Annotated in this window: 10 protein-coding genes; 4 read left to right on the plus strand and 6 right to left on the minus strand. The window is 67.0% G+C overall.

The window, feature by feature from the left end:
* Positions 1-6: 6 nt before the first annotated feature.
* The gene (locus P1K30_RS07710; protein ID WP_275632114.1) at positions 7-957 is read right to left on the minus strand and encodes an MBL fold metallo-hydrolase; all 951 of its coding nucleotides are present in this window, start codon (positions 955-957) and stop codon (positions 7-9) included.
* A 55-nt stretch (positions 958-1,012) separates the two neighbouring features.
* On the opposite strand from P1K30_RS07710, the gene P1K30_RS07715 reads away from it, so the two are divergent.
* Complete coding sequence (locus tag P1K30_RS07715; RefSeq protein WP_275632115.1) at positions 1,013-1,573, plus strand: DUF2585 family protein; 561 nt, start codon at positions 1,013-1,015, stop codon at positions 1,571-1,573.
* Between the two features lie 95 nt (positions 1,574-1,668).
* On the opposite strand, the gene fahA is transcribed toward P1K30_RS07715, so the two are convergent.
* Complete coding sequence (gene fahA / locus P1K30_RS07720) at positions 1,669-2,937, minus strand: fumarylacetoacetase (RefSeq protein WP_275632116.1); 1,269 nt, start codon at positions 2,935-2,937, stop codon at positions 1,669-1,671.
* Between the two features lie 134 nt (positions 2,938-3,071).
* The gene (gene hmgA / locus P1K30_RS07725) at positions 3,072-4,433 is read right to left on the minus strand and encodes a homogentisate 1,2-dioxygenase (protein WP_379560042.1); all 1,362 of its coding nucleotides are present in this window, start codon (positions 4,431-4,433) and stop codon (positions 3,072-3,074) included.
* 143 nt (positions 4,434-4,576) lie between these two features.
* Between hmgA and P1K30_RS07730 the strand changes: the two genes are divergently transcribed.
* Positions 4,577-5,020, plus strand: a complete 444-nt coding sequence (locus P1K30_RS07730; protein ID WP_275632117.1) for a MarR family winged helix-turn-helix transcriptional regulator — start codon at positions 4,577-4,579, stop codon at positions 5,018-5,020.
* A 40-nt stretch (positions 5,021-5,060) separates the two neighbouring features.
* Complete coding sequence (locus P1K30_RS07735) at positions 5,061-6,236, plus strand: acetyl-CoA C-acyltransferase family protein (RefSeq protein ID WP_275632118.1); 1,176 nt, start codon at positions 5,061-5,063, stop codon at positions 6,234-6,236.
* A gap of 158 nt (positions 6,237-6,394) precedes the next feature.
* On the opposite strand, the gene pbpC is transcribed toward P1K30_RS07735, so the two are convergent.
* Both pbpC and P1K30_RS07745 read right to left on the minus strand, forming a co-directional pair.
* Positions 6,395-8,437: a penicillin-binding protein 1C gene (gene pbpC, locus P1K30_RS07740; RefSeq protein ID WP_275632119.1), complete on the minus strand. Its 2,043-nt coding sequence runs from the start codon at positions 8,435-8,437 to the stop codon at positions 6,395-6,397.
* Complete coding sequence (locus P1K30_RS07745) at positions 8,434-13,869, minus strand: alpha-2-macroglobulin family protein (protein WP_275632120.1); 5,436 nt, start codon at positions 13,867-13,869, stop codon at positions 8,434-8,436. The genes pbpC and P1K30_RS07745 overlap by 4 nt, the downstream gene beginning before the upstream one ends.
* A 159-nt stretch (positions 13,870-14,028) precedes the next feature.
* Between P1K30_RS07745 and P1K30_RS07750 the strand changes: the two genes are divergently transcribed.
* Positions 14,029-16,215, plus strand: coding sequence for an ATP-binding protein (locus P1K30_RS07750; RefSeq protein WP_275632121.1), 2,187 nt, complete (start codon positions 14,029-14,031; stop codon positions 16,213-16,215).
* A 107-nt stretch (positions 16,216-16,322) separates the two neighbouring features.
* Here the strand turns inward: P1K30_RS07750 and P1K30_RS07755 are convergent, their stop codons facing one another.
* Complete coding sequence (locus tag P1K30_RS07755) at positions 16,323-17,228, minus strand: 5-dehydro-4-deoxyglucarate dehydratase (protein ID WP_275632122.1); 906 nt, start codon at positions 17,226-17,228, stop codon at positions 16,323-16,325.
* Positions 17,229-17,278 lie beyond the last annotated feature (50 nt).

The following is a 17,278-nucleotide window of genomic DNA, read 5'->3' on the forward strand; positions in this document are numbered from 1 at the left end:
CTGTCTTCAGCCCTGCAGCATTTCCCACATCTCGGCGTCGCGCTCGGCGGTCCAGATGCGGGGCGTGTCGATGTCGCGGGCCTCGTCATAGGCGCGGGCGACGTTGAAGGGCAGGCAATGTTCGTAGATCGCGTAGTCCTTGAACTTCGGATCGCACTCGGCGCGCACGGCGTCCCATGCCTCTTTCAGCGACCCGCCACGCAGCGCGACCTTGGCTACCGGGGCGTAGGTCGACTTGACGAAATCGGTGGTGGAATCGAGCGCGGCGTTGACCATGTCCGGGCCGATCAGCGCATCGCCCCGGCCCGGTGCGATCGCGTCCAGTTCCCATGCGCGGATGTTCTCGATGGTGTCGGGCCAGTCGTGGAAATGGCCGTCGCCGCAATAGCAGGCGGATTTGTATTCCACGATATCGCCGGTGAACATGACGTTCTGGTCCGGCACGTAGACCACCGCGTCACCCGCGGTATGGGCGCGGCCCAACTGCATGATGTCGACGCGGCGGTTGCCGAGGTACACGCTCATGCGCCCGTTGAAGGTGGTGGTGGGCCACGTCAGGCCGGGGATCTCTTCGTGGCCTTGGAACAGGCGGGGGAAGCGCGCGAACTCGCTGTCCCAGTCTTCCTGCCCGCGTTCGACGACCATCGACCGGGCCTTTTCCGACATGATGACCTGCGGCGCATTGAAGGCCGAGGCCCCCAGCACGCGGACGGCATGGTAGTGCGTCATCACCAGATGGGTAATCGGCTTGTCGGTCACCGAGCGCACGCACTCGATCACCTTGTTGGCAAGGCGCGGGGTGGCCTGCGCCTCGACGATCATCACCGAGTCGTCGCCGATGATGACGCCCGAGTTCGGGTCGCCCTCGGCGGTGAAGGCATACAGCCCGTCGCCGATCTCGGTGAAGCTGACGGTTTTCTCCGCCATGTCGCCCTGTGATGCAAAGGCCTTTGCCATGCGTTGTCCTTTCGTATTCATGGACGCCGAAGCGTCCTTAACTTGAGTGGGTTCTATGACGTACAGCCGCACGCCTTACCTGTTGGCACTTGGCCTTGCCGTGGCCGCGGGCCTTGTGATGATCCTGATGGGCCGGAACCTGATCTGCCCTTGTGGCGACGTGCTGATCTGGGGCGGCAACACCCCGACCGAGCAAAGCAGCCAGCACCTGACCGACTGGTACACCCCCAGCCACCTGTTGCACGGGCTGCTGTTCTACGCGGCGCTGTGGCTGGTGGCGCGGTGGATGCCGGTAGGCTGGCGGTTCCTGATCGCGATGGCCGTCGAGTGCGCGTGGGAGGTGGTCGAGAACACCGAGTGGGTGATTTCGCGCTATCGCGACTACACGGTGTCCTTCGATTACAACGGCGACGCGGTGATCAACGCGATGGTCGACATCGCGGCGATGGCGCTGGGCTTCTGGTTGGCGCGCCGTGTGCCGGTCTGGGCCAGCGTGGCCGTGGTGATCGGGTTCGAGGCGCTGACCATGACGCTGATCCGCGACGGTCTTGCGCTGAACGTGCTGATGCTGGTCTGGCCGCTGGACAGCGTGCTGCAATGGCAGCAGGGCGGATGACACCCGGTGCGCCCCGGGTCTGACCCGAGGACGCGCCGCGGTGGGCGAAGGGCCCCGGCTTGGCGCCGGGACGGGGTGTATCGCCGCCCGCTGCATCAGCCCCTCTTGTAGGGGTCGTCCAGCGCCGGGATGACCGTGCCAGCGCAATCGCCGAAGCCTACGCGATAGCCGTCGCCCTGTGCCGCGCCCGACAAGGTCAGGGTGTCGCCGTCCTCGATGAAGCTGCGGGTGCTGCCGTCCGCCAGCGTCAGCGGTTCCTTTCCGCCCCAGCTCATTTCCAGCAGCGACCCGCGTTCGTCCTTCGACGGACCCGAGATCGTGCCGGACCCCAGCAGGTCACCCACGTTCATCGGCGATCCCGCCGTGGTGTGGTGCGCCAGTTGCTGAGCGGCGGAATAGTACATCTCGCGGTAGTTGGTGCGCGCCAGAACCTCGGGCTTCTCGGCGTTTTCCGGCAGGATAGAGACCGAAAGCGGGATGTCGTACAGCATCGGACCCGGCTCTTCGAGGTACGGCAGCAGCACGCGCTCGCGGTGCGGCGTAGAGCAGCGGAAGGGTTCCAGCGCGGCCTTTGTGACGATCCAGGGCGACAGGGACGTGGCCGTCGCCTTGGCCTGAAACGGGCCCAGCGGCTGGTATTCCCATGCCTGAATGTCGCGCGCCGACCAGTCGTTCAGCAGCACGTAGCCGAAGATCATGTCGTCGGCTTCCTGCACCGTCACCGGCCCGTCCGAGGGCATCCCGACGATGGCGCCCATTTCCAGCTCGATATCGAACCGCTTGCAGGGGGCGAAGACCGGCAGGTCCATGTCCGGGCCCTTTAGCTGGCCCCACGGGCGGCGAACGTCGGTGCCGCTGACCACCACGGACGACGCGCGCCCGTTGTAGCCGATGGGGATCGACAGCCAGTTCGGCGGCAGCGCGTTCTCGGCGCCGCGGAACATGGTGCCGACGTTGGTGGCGTGATGCTTGCCGGCATAAAAGTCGGTGTACTCGGCGACCTTGAACGGCAGATGCAGCGTCGCCTCGGACATCGGGACGGAATAGGTGGTCAGCTGGTCCTGCACCTCTTCGGAGGCACCCTCGGCCAGCAGGTCTTGCAGCTTGGCGCGGTAGGCGGCCCAGACCTTCGGCCCCAGCGCCATGAAGTCGTTCCAGTACGGCGCGTCCAGCACGTCGGCGTCGGGATCGGCGCGCAGGATGCCGGCGGCTTCCAGACCCGTGGCGTCAATGATCCGGTCGCCGATCGCCACGCCACAGCGCAGGTCGGCATCCCCGACAGAGAAGACGCCATACGGCAGGTTGTTCAGCGGAAAGTCGGTTTCGGCGCTGTTGGCCGAAGCGACCCATGATGTCTTGAGCATTCAGGTCCTCAGTCTTCGTCGTCCAGTTCGTCCCAAGGGTCCGCCGCCTGCCGTGCGCCAAGACTGACGAAGGCGGCGATGGCGATCAGGACCCCAAGGACGATCAGGTAGGTCATTTCAGTCTCTGAACAGGCCTATTTCCTGCCCGGCGTTCCGTCGAACTTCTTCTCAAGCGAGGTCCAGCAGTCGATGTAATCGTCCTGCAGCGGCGCCTCTTTCCCCGCGAAAGCGGTCAGGTGCTGCGGGAAGCGGGTCTCGAACATGAAGGACATCGTGTTGTCCAGCTTCTCGGCCTGCAGGTCCGCGTTCGACGCGCCTTCAAAGGCGTTCCGGTCGGGGCCGTGCGGCAGCATCATGTTGTGCAGGCTCATGCCGCCGGGGACGAAGCCCTGCGGCTTGGCATCGTACTGGCCATAGATGTTGCCCATCAGCTCGGACATGATGTTCTTGTGGTACCACGGCGGGCGGAAGGTATCTTCCGCCACCATCCAGCGTTCGCGGAACAGGACGAAGTCGATGTTCGCCGTGCCCTCGACGCCCGACGGCGCGGTCAGCACGGTAAAGATCGACGGGTCGGGATGATCGAACAGCACCGCGCCGACCGGGCAATAGGTGCGCAGGTCGTATTTCACCGGGGCGTAGTTGCCGTGCCATGCGACCACGTCCAGCGGCGAATGACCGATCTTCGTGACGTGGAACTGGCCGCACCATTTCACCGTCACGGTCGACGGTTCCTCGCGGTCTTCATAGGCGGCGACCGGCGTCTTGAAGTCGCGGCGGTTCGCCATGCAGTTCGCGCCGATCGGACCGCGGCCGGGCAGGTCGAACTTCTGGCCGTAGTTCTCGCACACGAAACCCCGCGCTGGGCCGTCCAGCAGCTCGACCCGGTACAGCAGGCCGCGCGGGATGATGGCGATTTCCTTGGGTTCAAGGTCGATGACTCCAAGTTCGGTGTAGAACCGAAGCTTGCCGTCCTGCGGCACGATCAGCAGTTCGCTGTCGGCGGAATAGAAATAGTCGTCGACCATCGACTCGGTCACCAGATAGATGTGCGACGCCATGCCGACCTGTGTGTTCACATCGCCGGCGGTGGTCATCGTCCGCATCCCGGTGATCCACGTCAGCGGTTCGTCGGTCGTCGGTACCGGGTCCCAGCGGTACTGGCCCAGCGAGGTGACGTCCTCGACCACATGCGGCGCGGACTTCCAGTACGGCACGTCGATCCGTTCGTAGCGGTGCGAATGCTTCACCGACGGGCGGATGCGATAGCACCATGTACGCTCGTTCTGGTGGCTGGGCGCGGTAAAGGCCGTGCCGGACAATTGTTCCCCGTAGAGACCGTATTCGCACTTCTGCGGGCTGTTCATGCCCTGCGGCAAGGCGCCGGGCAGCGCCTCTGTTTCGAAGTCGTTGCCAAAGCCGGGCATATAGCCCTCGTGCGTGCCGACGGTGGTGGCGGCGCGCTGCATCTCGCGGGGGGTCGCTTGCTTGTTCATGTGCTCCTCCGACAGCATGGCGGGCGGTGACCGGCACCACCCGAAGCTTGCCCGAAGATCTATCGTTGCAATTGCAACGATGTCAAGACAAGATGCGGTGACGCCCGCGCCCGGACCGGGGCGGCGGACAGAGGACGTTGAAAATGAACGATTTCGACCTTGGAGAATTCCTGCCGTACCAGTTGGCCGTTCTGTCCGAGCGGGTCAGCCGCGACTTTGCGCAGCATTACCGCAGCCGGTTCGGAATCAGCCGGGCCGAATGGCGGGTGATCGCGCATCTGAGCCAAGCCAACGAGGTGTCGGTACGGGACATCCACCTGCGGGCCGAGCTTGAGAAATCCAAGGTCAGCCGAGCGGCCGCGCGGTTGGAGGCGGCGGGATACGTGACCAAGACCGCCAACGCGCAGGACCGGCGGCTGGTGTCGCTGGCGCTGACCGACAAGGGACGCGCGCTGATGGCCGAGATGACCCCGATCGCGGACGCCTTCCAGCAGCGGGCGATGGCGCAGCTTGGCGATGACGCAGCGGCTTTTCTTGCCGGAATGCGTGCCTTGTTGCACGATCCGGGTGAAACGCCGGACGACTGACAGGCCCAGACGACTTAGCCAAGGGCCGGGGGAGGACACTATGGACGACATCGTTATTCTGGGCGGCGCACGGACCGCTATCGGCACCTTCGGCGGATCGCTGGCCGGGACGCCGCCGATCCAGCTGGGCGCGACCGTCGCGCGCGAGGCGATGACCCGCGCCGGGGTCGAGCCGGGGCAGATCGGCCACGTCGCCTATGGCCACGTGATCAACACCGAACCGCGCGACATGTACCTGTCCCGCGCCGCCGCGATCGAGGCGGGCATTCCTGACACCACCCCCGCGATGAACGTGAACCGGCTGTGCGGATCTGGCGCGCAGGCCATCGTGTCGGTGGTGCAGGCGCTGGCGCTGGGCGACGCCGATTTCGGGCTGGCGGGCGGCGCCGAAAGCATGAGCCGGTCGCCCTATATCGTGCCGCAGGTGCGCTGGGGTCAGAAGATGGGCGACTTTGGCGCGCAGGACATGATGCTGGGCGCGCTGAACTGTCCGTTCGGCACCGGCCACATGGGCGTCACCGCCGAAAATGTCGCGGCCGAGCACGGGATCACCCGCGAACAACAGGACGCCTTCGCGCTGCAAAGCCAAGAGCGGGCGGCCAAAGCGATCTCGGAAGGCCTGTTTAGGGACCAGATCGTTCCGATCGAGGTGAAGGTAAAGCGCGACATGGTGCCGTTCGACACCGACGAGCATCCGAAGGCCACCAGCGCCGAGAAGCTGGCCGGGCTGCGGGCCGCGTTCCAGAAGGACGGCACCGTGACGGCGGGCAATGCGTCGGGCATCAACGACGGTGCGGCGGCGCTGGTCTTGGCGCGGGCCGACGCCGCGCAGGCGGTGGGGCTGACGGCGCGGGCACGGATCACTGGCTATGCCCACGCGGGCGTCCGGCCCGAGGTGATGGGCATCGGTCCGGTCCCCGCCGTGCGTGCGCTGTTAGAGAAGACGGGCCTGTCGGCGTCGGATTTCGACGTGATCGAATCGAACGAGGCGTTCGCGGCGCAGGCTTTGGCGGTGTCGAAGGAACTGGGGTTCGACCCGGCGAAGGTCAATCCGAACGGCGGTGCCATCGCGCTGGGCCACCCGGTCGGCGCGACCGGCGCGATCATTACGGTAAAGGCGCTGTACGAGCTGGAGCGGATCGGCGGCAAGCGCGCGCTGGTCACCATGTGCATCGGCGGCGGTCAGGGCATCGCGCTGGCGCTGGAGCGGGTTTGACCCCGGGGGCGTCGCCCCGAATGATTCAAATGGGGGGGCTTTGCCCCAAATGATTCAAGATCGGGGGGCTTTGCCCCAAGTGATTCAGATCGGGGGGCTTTGCCCCCCGGGGGGCCCCCCAAGGTATTTTTAAAGAGAAGAAGCAGGCAGGCGCGAGATCAGTCGAGTTGGACCGTGGTTCTGGCCGCGCGGCCCTTGGCGTCGATCACCGAGAGGGTGACGAACCCGGGGCCCGAAAGCTCGATCACCGCGTTGCGGTCGTGGCTGCGGGTCAGCACCGGGCGGCCGTCGGCCAGCCATGTGAATGGCGGGGCCCCGTCGCGGACCTTGACCGTCAGCAGGTGGTCGGAGGTTTCGAGGATCGCGCCGTCCGGCGGAAAGGCGACGGTCGGTGCATCCGGATCGTCGGCAAAGGCGGCGTCGCGCGGGCGGAAGTGTTTCAGCGGATCGGGCAGACCCGCGTGCCCGACGATCAGGGTCGACGGCGGCGGTGCGGGAAGCCGGTCGAGCCGGGATTTCAGAAGCGCGAAGGTCTCGAACAGGATGGGGGCCGCGACCTCTCCGCCGAAGGCGCCGGGAACCGGGGTGCCGTCGGGACGGCCCATCCAGACGCCCGCGACATGGGTGCCGTCGAAGCCCAGCGCCCACGCGTCGCGGTGGCCATAGCTGGTGCCGGTCTTGTAGGCGAGCCCGTTGCGGGCGGCGCCGGGGGGTGGCGGGATGTCGGACAGGATGTCGGCCACCATCCACGCGCTTTCGGGTGACAGGACCTTGCGCGGCCTGGCCGGCAGGTCGGCGTCCTGTCGGACATGAATCGGCACTGCGGCGCCGCCATGCGCGAGGCTGGCGTAAAGGCGGATCAGGCCGTCCAGGCTGACCCCGATGCCGCCCAGCGCGACGGCAAGGCCGGGGTTGGTGCCGGGAAATTCTGTGGCGGTTCCGGCGCGGCGCAGGTGGACCAGCAGGCGGGCGGGCCCAAGCGCGTCCAGCAGCTTGACCACCGGGATGTTCAGCGACAACGCCAGCGCGTCGCGAATGCGGATGGTGCCCCGGAAGGCGCCGTCGAAATTCTGCGGCGTGTACCCCGCGAAGGCGGTTGGCCGATCCTCGATCAGCGTTTCCGGGTGCGCCAGCCCGCGATCGAAGGCCAGCCCGTAGATCAGCGGCTTTAGCGTCGAGCCGGGCGAGCGCATCGCGCGGGTCATGTCGACGAAACCCTCGCGGTCGTCGTCGGCATAGCCGGCGGACCCGACCGAGGCGAGGATTTCCCCGGTCGTATGGTCCGCGACCATGATGGCGATAGACTGGCGGCGGCCAGCCTCGTGCGCGGCGCGTTCGGCCAGCGTTTCCAGCCTTGCCTGCAGCGCGGCCTCCAGCGTCAGCCGGTGGATCTGGGCCGACGGATCTTCGGACCGCAGCCGATCGGTCAGGTGCGCGGCAAGGCGGGGAAAGTCGATGCGGCGGTCGGGCACCGGTTCGGTCATCGCGGCGCGGCGGGTGTCGTCGGTCAGGACGCCGTCGCCGACCATACGGGCCAGCACACGGTCGCGGGCGTCGTGGGCCGCGCCGTGATAGCGGTCGGGGCGGCGACGTTCGGGCGATTGCGGCAACGCCACCATCAACGCGGCCTCGGCCGGGGTCAGACGACGGGGTTCCTTGCCGAAATAGGCGAAGGTGGCGGCGCGGACGCCTTCGAGGTTGCCGCCGAAGGGCGCGCGGTTGACGTACAGCGCAAGGATTTGCTGCTTGGTCAGGTGACGTTCCAGCGCCAGTGCAAGGCGCAGTTGGCGCAGCTTGCCGTGCCATTCGCCGGTGGGGCCGTTTTCCAGCAGCCGTGCGACCTGCATCGTCAGGGTGGACCCGCCCGAGATGATCCGCCCGTTGCGCAGGGCCTGCCCGACGGCGCGCAGCATCGCCACTGGATCGACGCCGTGGTGACGGTAGAACCGCTTGTCCTCGTAGGCGATCAGCATGTCGAGATAGCGGGGATCGACCCCGTCCAGCGACACATCCAGCCGCCAGCGCCCGTCGGCCACGGTATAGGCGCGCAGCAGCGTGCCGTTGCGGTCCAGCATCTCGACCGAGGTTTCCACGACCAGCGGCGGCAGCACCGTGGTGTCGACCCAGCGGTCAAAGCCGTCCCGCCCCAGCGCCGCCGCGAACAGCGCGAGCGCAAGGACGAAGGGAGCGGCGCGTCTCATTCGGTGACGGTCACGCGGCCCGCGTCGCCGTGGGCGCGGTATTCGGGGCGGTACATGTCCTCGACCGAGGCGGCGGGGTGGTGGAAGCTGCCCGGCGACACCGCGCGCACGATATAGCCAAGGCGGAAAGGTTCTTCGGTGAACCAGTCGATGGCGGCAAAGAAGCGGTCCTGCCGGAACTCGGTGGTGCGCACGTCCTCTTCCAGTTCCAGCCAGTTCAGCGCCTGCACGTCGCCGCCGCGCATCAGGTTCGGGTTATCGATCTCGAACCCGGCGGGCAGCGGGTCGTCGACGATCAGCCGCGCCTCTGCCTCGGCATGGGGGGTGACCGTCAGCACCGCGACAAGCCGGGTGCCCTGCGCGACCTCGGCGGGGTCCACGGGCGCCCCGTCCATGTCGAAGTACCGGCGCGAGATGGAATAGCCTTTGCCCGAAGCCGGGGCGGGGACGTTGGGAACGCCGAAGGTGGTCAGGGTGATAGTAGTGGCGTCGGTGCCTTCGTTCTTCACCGCAAGCGGGGCAAGGGCGGTGTCGTCCTCGATCACGCGCACCAGCGGGCCGTCCAGCGCGGCGCCGTTCAGGGTCAGGTTGCCAAGCGCGTTGGTGTCCAGCACCGCGTGGGTGGCCAGCAGCGACCAGACCTGTTCCTGCGTCGACAGGTGTCGGTCGGTGGCGACGGGGGCGATGCTGTCCAGCATGGCGTCGGCGTCCACCGCGCTGCTGCCCGCCTCGACCGCAAGGGTCAGGACGGCGGCGCGATCCCGCAGGTTGGTGCCGTAGTCAGCGCGCCAGACGTGTTGTTCCGGCGTTTCGTCCGCGATCATCCGCGCCGCAAGGCCGAACATGCGGTCGGCGCGGGTCGGGTCGCCGTACGCAGCCAGCGCGGCCCCCACCTGCGCCACGGCCAGCGGCGAGCCGAAGGCGGCGGATTTCACGTCGGCGTAATAGCGCAGGTCCCCGATGGACGCCGCACCTTCGCGGGCCAGAACGTACAGGGCATAGGCCACGTCTTCGCCGCCGTCGTCGAAATCGGGGGCGTAGTTCACGCGGTTGCGAAGGTTGTCGAGCGCGTTGCGGAAGGCAATGTCCGGCACCGTGTGACCGGCGGCCTTTGCGCGCGACAGGAAGTCGGTGACATAGGCGTCCAGCCAGAAGTCGCCCGAATCCGCGCGCCACAGGCCGAAGGCGCCGTTCGGGGCTTGCCGGGTCAGGACGCTGGCGATGGCCTGCCGGATGCGTTCGTCCAGCGCGTGGCGTTCGTCCAGCCCCATCGCCTGTGCCACGGCGTTCATATACAGCAACGGAAGCGCGCGGCTGGTGGTCTGTTCGGTGCAGCCGTAGGGATAGCGGTCCAGCGCGGCCAGCAGGCCCGGCGCGTCCATCCGCGCGATCGGACCGGCGGCCAGCGTGGCCGATGCGGTGCCAGCGCGGAAGCCGGTGAACACGTCCCTGTCGAAGGTGAAGGTATCGCCTGCCGCCAGTTCGAACCGCGAGGTCTGGGTGATCTCGGGGTCGTTCACCTGCACTGGCAGGGTCAGCGTTCTGGTCAGAACCTTGCCGCCGGGCGTGGTCAGCGTGACGTCGATGCTGTGCACCCCGGTGGCGTCGGCGGTCACCGGAAGGGTCAGCACGACCTTGCCGTCCTGTTCGATGTCAAAACCCGAGGGCACGGCGCGGTTCAGGCGCAGACCGTGCGGCGCGACGTCCAGTCCGACGCGGCCAGCCGGGCCGCTGGCGTGGACGATTTCCAGCAGCAGGCGCGACGTGTCTCCGGGCGCCATGAAGCGGGGCAAGCTGGCGGTGACCACCACGGGATCGCGGACCAGCACGTCCTGCTGCGCCTCGCCCACGCCGGCCGGCGACCAGGCGACGGCCATCAGCCGGACGGTACCGTTGAAGGATGGCAGTTCGAATTCCGTCCGGGCCACGCCGTCGGCATCGACCTTAAGCGGGCCGGTGAAGAAGGCGACCAGATCCTCGGTCGGGGGCGGCGCGGTGCTGCCGGACACGGCGTTGAAGTCACCGCCCGAGCGGACGTTGCCCATGCTGCCGGCCATACCGTCGATCAGGCGTCCGTAGACATCGCGCAGGCCCATTCCCAGCTTTCTTTGCCCGAAATAGTGACCGCTTGCGTCCGGTGCGTCGAAGCCCGTCAGGTTCAGGATGCCCACGTCGACGGCGGCGATGGTGACATAGGCGTCCTCGCCTTCGGTCACGCCGTCGACCTTGACGGCGACGTCCATCGTGCCGCGCGGATCGGCCTCGGTCGGCATGTCGAAGGCAACGTTCAGCTTGTGCGGGCCGGGATCGACGGCGGCATGGGCGACACCCAGCGCGCGGGCCGGGTTGCGGCCAGCGTCGACATCCATCGGGCGGATCGCCGAGACGGTCACGTAGGCGCCCGCGCCCCAGTCATCGGTGACGGGCAGATCGAAGGTGTTCTCGCCCTCGGACAGGTCGACCGCCTGCATGTCGATCAGCCGGTTCGAGACGACGGTGATCACCCCCTTGCCCGGGGAACGCGGCACGACCCGCAGCGTGGCGGTGTCGCCGGGGCGATAGCTTTCGGCGTCCAGCGACAGTTCCAGAAGGTCCGGCGTGGCGGATGCGTCGGCGCCGCCGTACCAGCCCGCGTAGAACTCGGACGACGCGGCGACATAGTCGGTGCCGGTCGCCTCGACCCGGATCTCGTACCGGCCCCATTCGACCGGCGCGGTGATGGTGGCGGGGGCGTCGCCCAGCGTGACGTCGCCCTCGGCCACGATCGAGCGGCGGGTGACGGGCTCCCAGTCCCAGTAGCCGTCGTAGCTGTACCACTGATACCGGGTCTCGACCTTGCTGACGGTCCAGTGGACGTCCACCGCGGTGCGGGTCTGGCTTTCGTCCAGCGCGATCACTGCGAAAGAGGCGTCGGTGTTCTCGGACAGGGTGCCGTCGAAGTTGGGCTTGATGCCGATCACCGGGCCGGTCGGGACCACCGCGTGCGACAGGGTGCGTTCCACCGGGCGGCCCGAGCCTTCGGCGATGCGCACGGTCACGTCGGCCTGCATCGGGCGGAAGTTCGGGACCAGCTCCGGCAGCTCCAGCGCGACGCTTGCCGCGCCGGACGCATCCGTGCGCAGGTCGGCGGGGAAATACCACGCCTCGGTCGGGATCTCTGTGTCGTAGCGACCGAATTCATAGCCCGGGAAGGTGTCGAGCGTCCGGGTGGAGCGCAGCATCAGGTCGCCTTCGATGGCCAGATCCCCTGCCGGAGCGCCGAACAGGTAATCGGCCTGCACCGTCAGTGGCGCATCTTCGCCCGGCACCAGCGGTGCGTCGGGCAGCGACAGGTCGAAGTCGATGCGTTCCGGCAGGAAGTCTTCCACCAGAACGCGGGCCGAGGCGATGGCGGGCAGGTCGGGGTCGCCGTGGATGTCCAGCCGCCACGCGCCGCGCGGCGCCTCGCCCGAGGTGGAGAAGCTGAAGACGTGGCCGCCCGCGACCGGGTCGGACGACAGGGCGCGGGCGTATTCGACACCGTCGGGCCGCATCAGGACGGCGACCAGCGGCAGCCCCTCGATCGCCTGTGCCTGCGCATCGCGCACCAGAACGGTGGCGTTGATCGTCTCGCCCGCGCGATAGGCGCCGCGGTCGGTGGTCAGAAAGGCATCGACGGCGCCCGCGGGCTCGCGCCCTTCGACGCCACGGTCGCTGAGGTCGAACTCGGGGTCGGTCAGCGACAGAAACGTCAGGTCGTCGCCCGCGCGTGCCAGCACCATCGCGGGCGTCGCGCCGCCGGTGCCGTTCATCAGGCCGGGCGCGAACATCGCATAGCCCTGCGCGTCGGTGGTGACGCTGCCCAGTTCGGCGTTGGCACGGGACAGAAGCGTCAGTTCGACCCCCTCAGTGGCGTCGGCGGTGGCGAAGGACCGGGTGAAGACGTGCAAGCCGTCGACGCCCTGCATGGTGGCAAGACCAAGGTCAGAGACTACGAACCACTGGGTCGCCGCCGCCGCGTCGTAGGGATCGGCGCCGGGGATCGCGGCCTTCAGCGCGTAGATGCCGGGATCGAGATCGCCGATGACCTCGGTCAGCGGCAGACGGGTGGTGACATCGGTGTTCAGTTCGGTCCCGACCTCGCCGGTGCCGGTCCAGACGGTCGAGGCCACGGTGTCCGCGAATTGCTCGTCCGACCACGGCGACAGCGGGCGACCGAACCAGCCCTCTTGGATCGCGCGCAGAACGGACCGTTCGCTGACCCGGCGCAGGGTCAGTTCAAGGTCGGACAGGTTCACCGTTTCGACCGGGATGTTCACCTCTCCGGTCGCGGGCAGGATATACGCGCGGCCCGGGAAGCGGACGGCAGGCGACCGGTCGCGAACGTACAGGTTCAGCGTGACGTTCGCCGCAAGCTCTTCGCCGGTGGCGGCGGGCAGCCCTTCGCGGAAGGTGACCTGATAGCGTTCGCCATGCTCGACACCCTCGATGCACAGGCGGCGCTGGTCGGGTTCGACGATCATCCCGGCGGACGGAAGCTGCACGTATGTCGAGTAATCGACGCCCGCCTGCACGAGATCCTCGGAGAACTCGGCACAGACGCGCGGACGGGCGCTGTCGCTTTCGACGTCATGTTCGACGACACGGAAGCCGTACCTGGCGATGGCGTCGTCCAGCAGTTCGGCGGTGTCGGTGCGGGGCGTGACATCCTGCGCCAGCCGCAGCACCGGGATCATGTCGCGCCCTCGGCCCTTGGCCTTCAGCGCCTCGGCCAGCACCAGAAGCGCGTTGTGCTGCACCGGCGGCGTGTCGGCGCGCAGGTAGGCGTTGATCGCGGCGGACAGGGCACGGTTGCGATAGGTACGCCGTTCGCTGGACTTCTCGGTTTCGATCGCCAGCGCCAGCAGCGCATATTCCGTCCAGTGGTCGGGCGCGTCGCTAAGAACGGTGGCCGCGCCGGTGAAGCGGTAGGCAGAAACGATGTTGCCGTTGGCCCGCGCCTCGGCCGCCGATTGCAGCAGGTCTTCGACGGTCCAGTCGTTCGGGACATGCGTGTTCGTCAGGTCCAGCGCAAGATCGCGGGCGTCGGAAAGGTCACTGTCGGTCAGGACGTCCAGTTCTGCCGCGCGGGTCTCGCCCAGTGCCAGCGTCGCGGCGGGCGTGACCAGCACCCGGCCCGAGAACGCGCCTTCGAACACCGATGTCTCGCCGACCTCGGATTTCGGGAAACAGGCGCGCGATCGACCGTTGTAGGTGAAGGCGACGCAGCTGTCGTCGGACAGGCAGGCGGTCTCGCAGGCGTTCAGGGTGCTGTCGAAGATCGTGCGGATGTCACCGCCCGGAAAGTCGGTGTCGCGGATCAGGCTAAGCCGGCGTTCGGGGATCGGGCTGTCTGCGTGGGCGATGGTCGCAAGCAACAGGGGGACCACGGCCAAAATAGGACCGAAACGCATAACATGCTCCTCACCTTCTAAAATCCTTGGCGCGACCGTCGCATGGGCGTGACGGCGCAGGCAACGGATTCGCGGGGGCGTTAACAACCTTTTCATCAAGAATTGGTCATCATGAGGGCAGACCGAACTGTGGCACGGGGCGGACCGGATGCTGGAAATATGACGACTTCAGACGACCTTGTCCGCGAGCGTCGGGCCCGGCTTGCGGCGGAACGTCTTCTGAAGGTGAAGCAGGACGAACTGTTCGAGGCGAACCGCAAGCTGTCGGCGCATGCCCGCACGCTGTCCGAGGAAGTCGTCGAAAAACGCGAGGAAACGAAGGTCCTGCGGCAGGAAACCGACGCCGTCCGGACCGAGCTTGAGACAGCGCGCGGCGCGATGATGATCGCAGAGCGGCGCCTGTGGGAATCGATCGAGACGATTCAGGACGGGTTTGCCGTGTTCGACGGGGGCGGGATCATGGTCGCCGCCAACTCGGCTTTTCTGACCCCGTTCGATGGGCTGGATTGCGTGGCGCCCGGGATCTCTTATCCCGACCTTCTGCGCATCGCGGCAGAGGAAGGGCTTGTCGATACCGACGACGCCAGCCGCGACGACTGGATCGAGGATATGCTGTGGCGCTGGCAGTCTCCGACGATCCCGCCGCGGGTCGTCCGGTTCTGGAACAACGTCTTCATCCGGCTGGTCGACCGGCGGACCGAGGGCGGCGATACCGTGTCGCTGGCGCTGAACATCACCTCGACCATCCGGAACGAGGCAAAGCTGAAGCAGGCCCGCCACAAGGCAGAGGCCGCGAACCGCGCCAAGTCCGCCTTCCTTGCCAACATGAGCCACGAGATACGGACGCCGATGAACGGCGTCGTCGGCATGGCCCAGCTGTTGGCAGACTCGCCGTTGGACGAGGAACAGCGTCTCTATGTCGAGACGATACGCTCTTCCGGAGAGGCGCTGCTGGTGCTGATCAACGACGTTCTCGACTATTCCAAGATCGAAGCAGACCGCCTGACCCTGCACCCCGAACCCTTCGACCTAGAGGCCGCGGTCTACGAGGTCGTGACGCTGCTGCGGCCGTCGGTCGGGACCAAGCAGCTGTCGTTGCTGGTCGACTACGACACCTTCATGCCGACATGGTTCATGGGCGATCCCGGGCGGGTGCGCCAGATCCTGACGAACCTTGTCGGCAACGCGGTCAAGTTCACCGAAGCCGGGCATGTGATGATCCGCGTGTCGTGCCTGCCGGATGGCGGTACAGGGGCGCAGCGGGTGCACGTCACGGTCGAGGATACCGGGATCGGCATCGCGCCCGACCTGGCCGAGCATATCTTCGGCGAATTCAATCAGGTCGATGACGACCGCAACCGCCGGTTCGAAGGCACGGGGCTTGGATTGGCGATCACCAAGCGGCTGGTCGAGATGATGGGGGGCCAGATCTGGGTCGATTCCGTCGTGGGCGAGGGGTCCAGTTTCGGGTGCTATCTGCAACTTGACCTTGCCGACGACGCGCCCGGTGCGCTGCCCGGCCCACCGGTCTGGCTGGACCGGGTGCTGTTCGCCGACCCGAACCCCGACGCACGCGACATCCTGCGGCGGCAGCTTGCGGCGCAGCGGGTGCGCACCGTGCCCTGCGAAACCGGCGCAGACCTTGTCGCCGCCGGTCCCGGGCAAGGGGATGTCGTGCTGCTGGACGAGGATCTGCGCGGGTCCGACGCGCGCAAGGTCGCGGCCGATCTGCGGCGCGACGGGTTCACCGGGCCGATCTATCTTCTGTCCGCTGGGGCCACACAATCCGGCGCCGGGCCGGGACCGGATTTCGATGGCGCGCTGCCCAAGCCGCTGCGGCGGCAGGATGTGGTGCGGGCCCTGTCCGCGCGCCCCGCGCCCCGTCCGCAGCGCGCTGCAGACAGTGCCTTTACGCCGCTGTCGCTGCGGCGGATGCGCGTGCTGGCGGCAGAGGACAACCGAACCAACCGGCTGGTGTTTTCAAAGCTGGTGCAATCCGCCGACATCGACCTGCGCTTTGTCGAGAACGGGCAGCAGGCGGTCGACGCGTATATCGAGGATCCCCCCGACGTCGTGTTCATGGATATCTCCATGCCAGAGGTCGACGGTCGGCAGGCCACCCGCATGATCCGCGAGCATGAAGCTGCGCTGGGCCTGAACCGCGCGCCCGTGGTGGCGATGACGGCGCACGCGATGGCCGGAGACGAAGAGGAAATCCTTGCCTGCGGGCTGGACAGGTACATGACCAAGCCTTTGAAGAAGGACACCGTGCTGGGCTATCTGGACGAATTCTGCCCCGATACCTGTCTTCCGCCGCTTGGTGAAGACCTGAAATCCGCGGTTTAGAGCCTGTTTTGGAACCGCACGCCGCGCAATGATGTCCAGAAACGCGAACGCCCCGCAGCGTGCCGCGGGGCGTTGGGGGCCGGATGCCGGGCGCGCCCGGTCCGGGGTCAGCCGTGGCCTTCGATCAGGTCTTTCATCATGTCCATCTCTTCGTCGGTCAGCGACATCAGCGGTGTGCGGACCGGGCCGGTGTCGAACCCGCGCAGCTTGACGCCCGCCTTGATCGCCGACACCGCATAGCCGGTCTTGCGGTCGCGGATCTTGGCGAAGGGATAGTAGAAGTCGCGCAGCATCTGTTCGCAGGTCGCATCGTCGCCCGACTGAAACGCCTTGTGGAACTTCAGCGCCGTTTCGGGGACGAAGTTGAACACGGCCGACGAATAGGTGTGCACCCCGGCGCCGCGGAAGGCGTGGGCGAAAAGTTCGTGCGTCGGCATCCCGCCGATGTAGGACAGCCGGTCGCCAAGCCCCACGGTGATCCGCTTCACCGTGTCGATGTCGCCGGTGCCATCCTTGAAGCCGATAAGGTTCGGGCAATCGTCGACCAGCCGCTTCAGCGTTTCGGCCGAGCAGACCGACGCGCCGCGGTTGTAGACGATGACGCCCATGTTCGTCGATTTGCAGACGGCGCGGATATGCGCCTCGATCCCGTCCTGCGGCGCGCCGATCAGATAATGGGGTAGCAGCAGAATACCGTCGCCGCCGGCGGCCTCGATCGACTGGGCCAGATCGCAGGCCAGCTTGGTGCCATAGCCGCACCCGGCAAGGATCGGCGCGTTCGGCTGGGATTCTTTCGCGGTCTTCACCACGTCAACGATCTCGGACGGGGTCAGCGAGAACATCTCGCCCGTGCCGCCTGCCACGATCAGGCCCGCCACCGGGTATTCCGACAACCATTCCATGTGGGCGCGGAAAGCGGACGGGTTGAACTCGTCGTTCGAATCGAAGGGCGTGACAGGGAAGGACAGCAGGCCAGCGCGGATGATGTCCTTCAGCTCGTTGGGCGATTTCATGAGTTTTTCCGTTTGTTAGAGACGTTTTCTATTTGGGCAAAGAAAAGCCC

The sequence above is a fragment of the Psychromarinibacter halotolerans genome (assembly GCF_029168315.1).
GTDB lineage: Bacteria > Pseudomonadota > Alphaproteobacteria > Rhodobacterales > Rhodobacteraceae > Psychromarinibacter > Psychromarinibacter halotolerans.

Coding starts and splice junctions, on each gene's coding strand:
- P1K30_RS07710 (WP_275632114.1), bottom strand. CDS start 957: ATGGCAAAGGCCTTTGCATCACAGGGCGACATGGCGGAGAAAACCGTC.
- P1K30_RS07715 (WP_275632115.1), top strand. CDS start 1,013: ATGACGTACAGCCGCACGCCTTACCTGTTGGCACTTGGCCTTGCCGTG.
- fahA (WP_275632116.1), bottom strand. CDS start 2,937: ATGCTCAAGACATCATGGGTCGCTTCGGCCAACAGCGCCGAAACCGAC.
- hmgA (WP_379560042.1), bottom strand. CDS start 4,433: ATGAACAAGCAAGCGACCCCCCGCGAGATGCAGCGCGCCGCCACCACC.
- P1K30_RS07730 (WP_275632117.1), top strand. CDS start 4,577: ATGAACGATTTCGACCTTGGAGAATTCCTGCCGTACCAGTTGGCCGTT.
- P1K30_RS07735 (WP_275632118.1), top strand. CDS start 5,061: ATGGACGACATCGTTATTCTGGGCGGCGCACGGACCGCTATCGGCACC.
- pbpC (WP_275632119.1), bottom strand. CDS start 8,437: ATGAGACGCGCCGCTCCCTTCGTCCTTGCGCTCGCGCTGTTCGCGGCG.
- P1K30_RS07745 (WP_275632120.1), bottom strand. CDS start 13,869: ATGCGTTTCGGTCCTATTTTGGCCGTGGTCCCCCTGTTGCTTGCGACC.
- P1K30_RS07750 (WP_275632121.1), top strand. CDS start 14,029: ATGACGACTTCAGACGACCTTGTCCGCGAGCGTCGGGCCCGGCTTGCG.
- P1K30_RS07755 (WP_275632122.1), bottom strand. CDS start 17,228: ATGAAATCGCCCAACGAGCTGAAGGACATCATCCGCGCTGGCCTGCTG.